Origin of the sequence: Mesorhizobium sp. M7A.F.Ca.CA.004.12.1.1 (genome assembly GCF_003997835.1) — a bacterium.
Taxonomy (GTDB): Bacteria; Pseudomonadota; Alphaproteobacteria; order Rhizobiales; family Rhizobiaceae; genus Mesorhizobium.
This window is the reverse complement of sequence record NZ_RZRK01000424.1, coordinates 1-5,423: the sequence shown is the minus strand read 5'-3', so window position 1 is coordinate 5,423 and position 5,423 is coordinate 1. Positions and strand designations below refer to the sequence as shown.

4 protein-coding genes and 1 pseudogene are annotated in these 5,423 nt (G+C 64.1%); 2 read left to right on the top strand and 3 right to left on the bottom strand.

Going from position 1 to position 5,423, the window contains the following annotated elements:
- Positions 1-61: 61 nt before the first annotated feature.
- The 3 genes from EN984_RS21300 to EN984_RS21290 form a co-directional block, all read right to left on the bottom strand.
- Entirely contained in the window at positions 62-1,177 is a 1,116-nt protein-coding gene (locus EN984_RS21300) for an ABC transporter substrate-binding protein (protein ID WP_023812803.1), read from the bottom strand.
- Positions 1,178-1,244: 67 nt separating this feature from the next.
- Positions 1,245-2,339 (bottom strand): ABC transporter ATP-binding protein, encoded by a 1,095-nt coding sequence (locus EN984_RS21295; RefSeq protein WP_127267593.1) that lies wholly within the window; start codon positions 2,337-2,339, stop codon positions 1,245-1,247.
- A 119-nt stretch (positions 2,340-2,458) separates the two neighbouring features.
- The gene (locus EN984_RS21290; RefSeq protein ID WP_013532647.1) at positions 2,459-3,355 is read right to left on the bottom strand and encodes a LysR substrate-binding domain-containing protein; all 897 of its coding nucleotides are present in this window, start codon (positions 3,353-3,355) and stop codon (positions 2,459-2,461) included.
- A gap of 84 nt (positions 3,356-3,439) precedes the next feature.
- Here EN984_RS21290 and EN984_RS21285 point away from each other — a divergent pair, with 84 nt between their 5' ends.
- Together EN984_RS21285 and EN984_RS21280 are read left to right on the top strand one after the other, a co-directional pair.
- On the top strand, positions 3,440-5,035 hold the full coding sequence (locus EN984_RS21285; RefSeq protein WP_164748712.1) for an amidohydrolase: 1,596 nt from the start codon (positions 3,440-3,442) through the stop codon (positions 5,033-5,035).
- 28 nt (positions 5,036-5,063) lie between these two features.
- Positions 5,064-5,423: pseudogene (locus EN984_RS21280) on the top strand (amidinotransferase); the annotation flags it as partial.

The window sequence follows — 5,423 nt, the reverse complement described above, 5'->3', positions numbered from 1 at the left end:
CGCCGCGCCCATCCTGTCGGAGAGATAGGATCTCATGTCGACCCGATTACCCCTGCCCTGATCAGGCCGAGATGATCTTGGTGTATTCGTCGAGCGCCGGCCCGTAGTTCTTGGCGTACCAGTCCATGTCGAGCGCGATCTGCTTCTTCATGTTCTCGGGATCGACCGGGTTGATGCGCTTCTTGTCGGCAGGGATCAGCGCGTCTGCCGCCGGGTTTGCAGGACCTTGGCCGAGCTTGTCGAACATGACCAGCTGCTTTTCAGGGTCCTGGGCACTGGCGATGAACTTCATCGCAGCGTCCTTGCCGCCGGGATTGCCCTTGAGCACGGCGAGCGCACCGGGCGAGATCAGGCCCTGGTCCCAGATGAACTTGATCTTGCCGCCGCTATCCTGCTCGATCAGTGAAGCGCGGGTCGACCAGACGATTGCCATCGAGGCCTCGCCATTGAGCAGCACGCTCTGACTTTCGGCGCCGCCACCCCAATAGGCAACGACGTTTTCCTTGAAGGCGGCGATCTTGTCATGGGCGCGCTTGAGATCGAGCGGGTAGAGCGACGCAGGCGCGATACCGTCGGCGAGCAGCGCCGCTTCCCAGCTCGACACGCCCCATTTGTAGAGCGAGCGCTTGCCGGGGAATTTCTTCACGTCGAAGAAATCGGCCATGCCGGTCGGCGCGTCCTTGCCGTACTTCTCGGAATCATAGGCGATGACATAGGAGAAGAAATAGGTCGAGGCGGCGTATTCCCAACCAAAGCCGGGCCGCATCTTCTTCTTGTCGACGATGTTGTAATCGATCGGCTCGAGAGCCCCCTGGGCGCCGAGCGTGATGGCCGAGAACGGATCGACATCGACGAGATCCCAGGTCGGCGCGCCGCTCTTGAATTGCGCGGCGATGGCACCTTCGGTCGGACCCGAACCGTCCATCTTGACGGTGATGCCGGTGTCCTTGGTGAAGGCCTGGCCATAGGCGGCATCGTAGGCGGTGATGGCATCGCCACCCCAGTTGACCAGCACCAGCTCCTTGGCCTGCGCAAAGGCACCTGTCGAGCGCAGCAGCATCGGCGTGCCGGCCAGCACGAGTGCCGCCAACTGTGTGAACTGCCGGCGCGAGATCTCACCGCGGCCTGCCCTGGCGGACAGGCTCTCGATGGCTTGTTTCTTGGTATCATGTGTCATGTCAGTTCCCCTTTTTTGTTGTTGATAGTGCCGGAATCGGTGCTGCGATATCTCGCCACACCGTTCGTCATTGCCCTCCATGCGGAAGGAGGAAACCCTTTTCCGCCGGCCAGGTGAGCCAGACGGAGTTGCCCTTGCTCAACGCCGCGGCAGCCACCTCGCTCGGCACCGAGACCGTGACCTTGGCGCCTTGCCGCGTCGTCAGGTCGAGCCGCGTTGCCGCGCCGAGATAGGTGGAGTTGGTGGCGGTAGCGGCGATCCCATTCTCACCATCTGCCGCCTCGCTCGATATCGACATGTATTCGGGCCGGATCGCCAGGATGGCATCGCCGCGCACGAGTTCGGCCTTGCAGCCCATGCTGACCGCGCGGTCCTCGCACAGGCCGGTCGAGCCATTGCCGGCAGGCTTGACCCCCTTCAGCGGCAGCATGTTGATCTCGCCGAGGAACTCGGCGACGAAGCGGTTGTCCGGCCGGTCGTAGACCTCGTCGGGCGCTCCAACCTGCAGCAATTTGCCGTGGTTGAAGATGGCAACGCGTGACGACAGCGCCAGCGCCTCGCTCTGGTCGTGGGTGACGAAGACGAAGGTGGTCCCGGTCTCCTGGTGCAGCCGCTTCATCTCGGCCTGCATCTGGCCGCGCAGGCCCTTGTCGAGCGCGGAAAACGGTTCGTCGAGCAACAGCACGCCCGGTTCGAACACCAGCGCGCGGGCCAGCGCCACACGCTGCTGCTGACCGCCTGACAATTGCGCCGGCAGTTTTTTCTCGTGGCCCTTGAGGCCGACGCGCTCGATCATCTCGCCGACGCGGCGCTTGATGTCGGCGGCCGATTTCTTGCGCACCTTGAGTGGGAAGGCGATGTTGGCTTCGACGCTCATATGCGGGAACAGCGCGTAGCCCTGGAACACCATGCCGGCGGCACGTTGCTCGGCCGGCCGGTCGGTGATGTCGACGCCGTCGCTGAACAGCTTGCCTTCGGTCGGCTGCACGAAGCCGGCAAGGATCATCAGGAAGGTGGTCTTGCCCGAACCGGACGGCCCGAGCAGGGTCAGGAACTCGCCACGGCCGATATCGAGCGACAGATTGTCCAGCGCACGGAATGAGCCGAAGCTCTTGCCGATCCCGATTGCCTTGATCTCTGCGGCACGGCCGGGTTGCTGCATACTGCCCTTTCCCTAACGCTTGTCGAAATCGTAGGCAGGGTGCCGGCTCACCGCAACCGAATAGTTTTCGCGTGATCGGCAAATTCCATTCATCTATGGCGAGATGTCGCCACCTGCCCTCAATACGGCAGAATGCGGTTCTCCTGGAGTTTCGACCGCAGCCATCCTGCGAACGCTTCCAGCACCGGATGCGAAGCCTTGGCGTGTTCGGAGACCAGGAAATAGGAACGCGGCGACTTGATCGCTATGTCGAACGGCCTGACCAGCCGGCCCTCGCTCAGCGCCCGCCGGCTGGTCAGTTCGTCGCCCATGGCGATGCCCTGGCCGGCAATCGCCGCCGAAAAGACGAGGTTCATGTCCGAAAAGAAGATGCCGCCCTCAATGTCGGGGTTTTCCACCTTGGACAGCGCCAGCCAGCGCGCCCAATCCTCGGTGTCATCGAGATGCAGCAGGTTGGCGCGCAGCACGTCCGACGGCCGGGAAAAACCACCGACCTTGTTGAGCAGTGTCGGGCTGCAGAGCGGCGTGAACGAGATTTCACAGAGCGGCTCGACCGCCCGGTTCGGCCAATTGCCGACACCAAACGCAATGAAGGCATCGGCATCGGCATTGCTGACATCGTCGAGCCGGCGCGGCGTCAGGATGCGCAGCGCCACGTCAGGATACATCTGCCGGAACTCGCCGATATGGGTGCACAAGAACAGCGAGGCGAAGCCGGGCGTGCAACTGACGGCGAACGAGCCGCCGACTCCGGTGCCGGCATCGCGCGTCACCGCGTCGCCCAGAACGGTGAGCGCTTTGCGCACATCGCTGGCGTAGCGCTGGCCGCGCGGCGTCAACGCCACGCCCTTGCCGATGCGTTCGAGCAGGTCGAAGCCGAGGTCGCGCTCCAGCAGGCGAAGCTGATGGCTAACAGCGCTGCGGGTTAGGTGCAACTCGTCGGCGGCGCGCCAGACGCTGCCGTGGCGGGCGAAGCTGTCGAGCGCGCGCAGCGCTTGTGTCGATGGTATACGCAAGGAACCTCAGGTGAACCGAATTTGCACGAACCGGGAAAACATATCACTTTTTAGCGACCCGCTTCACTGCTTTCTTCTCATGCCATGGAGAAACCGGTGGCCACCTCGGCGCAAGCAACCGCCCTTGCCTGTCTCGACGGCATCCAGCCGTTGTTGTCCGCGTGGACACGCACCATCTTCGATTACGGCGAGACCGCGTGGCGGGAGTATCAATCAGCCGCCTGGTATGTCGAGCGGCTGAAACTCGAAGGCTTTTCCGTCGAAGAAGGCTCCGCCGGCATGCCGACCGCCTTCTGCGCGCATTGGACCAACGGCCCCGGCCCGACCATCGGCATGTACGCCGAATACGACGCGGTGCCGGGCAATTGCCAGGATGCCGCTACGGTCGAGCGTCCGCGCCGGGGACTTGGCAACCAGGCCGGCGGCCACACCGACCCGCATTCCGGCCTCGGGATTTCGAGCCTCGGCGGGCTGCTGGCGACCAAGGCGGCGATGCAGCGCCACGGCATATCAGGCACGCTGCGCTTCACCGGCGAGCCGGCGGAAAAGGTGCGCGGGTCAAAGCCGATCCATGCCGCCAAGGGCTATTATGACGGCCTTGCCGGCATGATCTCCTTTCATCCGTTCTACATGCTGCCGCTCTGCAACACGGCGCGCTGGGACACGCATTGCGGCGCGGCCTACGCGATGATCTATCGCTTCATCTGCGACCAACCGGAGCGCTGGGCGCTGGCTGCGGGTGCTGCACCCATTCCGCAAGCACATTCGGCGGCGCGCGCCCCCGGCGCCAACGACGCATTGATGATGATGTACATGGCCTCCAAGGCTCTGCGCGATTCCATGCTGCCGCACCAGGGCGGCTGGTCGATCAGCGAAGCGATCCTGACGGCGGGGCAAGCAACCGCCGACAATTTGCCGGCGGGGCTGGCCGAGATCCAGTACATGATCCGCGTGCCGACGCTTGCCATGGCCGAGCAGGTCACCGCGGTGCTCGACCGCAATGCCGAGGCCGCTGCCAGCATGAGCGGCTGCCGCCATGAGCGGCATTGGGTGTCGAAGTCACGACCGGGACTTGCCAACCATGCCATGGCCGAAATCGCCTATGAAGCGCTGTCGACGGCTGGGCCGCCGCGCTGGGACGAGGACGCCAAGGCAGTTGCCCGCGAAATACAGGTCAATGCCGGGCGCATGGCGAGCGACGAGCCGTTCATCGAAGAACTCGAGCGCTTGATCGAGCCGCAGGCGGCGGAAGCGATCCTGCGCCGCGATCTGCCGCCCTCGCAAGTCAATTCGACCTCCGACGATTACACCGACATGAGCTGGCATACGCCGACAGCGCGGTTCTATGTCGCCCGCCCGGCGCTGCGTTCGGAGACCGGCTACCCCTATCCGGCATGGGTGATGAATGCGCTGGGCGGCATTTCGGCGACGATCGACCCGATGGTCATCTGCGCGTCCAAGACGGTCGCGCTGGCGGCGCTCCGCCTGCTGGAAGACCAGACCGCCCGCGATGCGGCGATGAATGAATTCGTCGCCCGCACCGGCGGCGGAATCGGCGGCTCGAACTGGATCGCCCCGCTCTGTGACTACGAGCCGCCTATCCATTTTCGCTGGCCTGAATATGTCACCACCCCGCGCGGACGCGACTGGTGGATACCGAGCATTCCCCAAGCCAAATGACCGCCGATCTGATCACGAGGAGAACCCCATGACCGTTCATGACCGCATTGTCGCCGAGCCGTTTTCGCTGCAGCGCCGCAACCCAGCCGGCGGCACCAAGCCGCTGACCGCCTGGGGCTTTGCCAACGAGACCGACGTGCTAACCGACGTCCTGCTCGGCTCGCCCAATTTCCTGCGGCATCTGTCGACCAGTTCGCTGTCGCGCAAGCATCTGCGCGAGGCGCCCTGCAACGTCCAGATCGCCCAGGCACAGCACAAGGACCTGGTCGCCGCCTACGAGCATTTCGGCGTCAACATCCACTGGCACGAGCCGACGCCTGAGCTGCCGATGCAGGTCTATTCCCGCGATTCCAGCGTCATGACGCCTTACGGCGCCTTCATCACCGCC

Bases quoted from the DNA above. Each gene is read 5' to 3' on its own strand.
- EN984_RS21300 (WP_023812803.1), bottom strand. From the start codon at position 1,177: ATGACACATGATACCAAGAAACAAGCCATCGAGAGCCTGTCCGCCAGG.
- EN984_RS21295 (WP_127267593.1), bottom strand. From the start codon at position 2,339: ATGCAGCAACCCGGCCGTGCCGCAGAGATCAAGGCAATCGGGATCGGC.
- EN984_RS21285 (WP_164748712.1), top strand. From the start codon at position 3,440: ATGGAGAAACCGGTGGCCACCTCGGCGCAAGCAACCGCCCTTGCCTGT.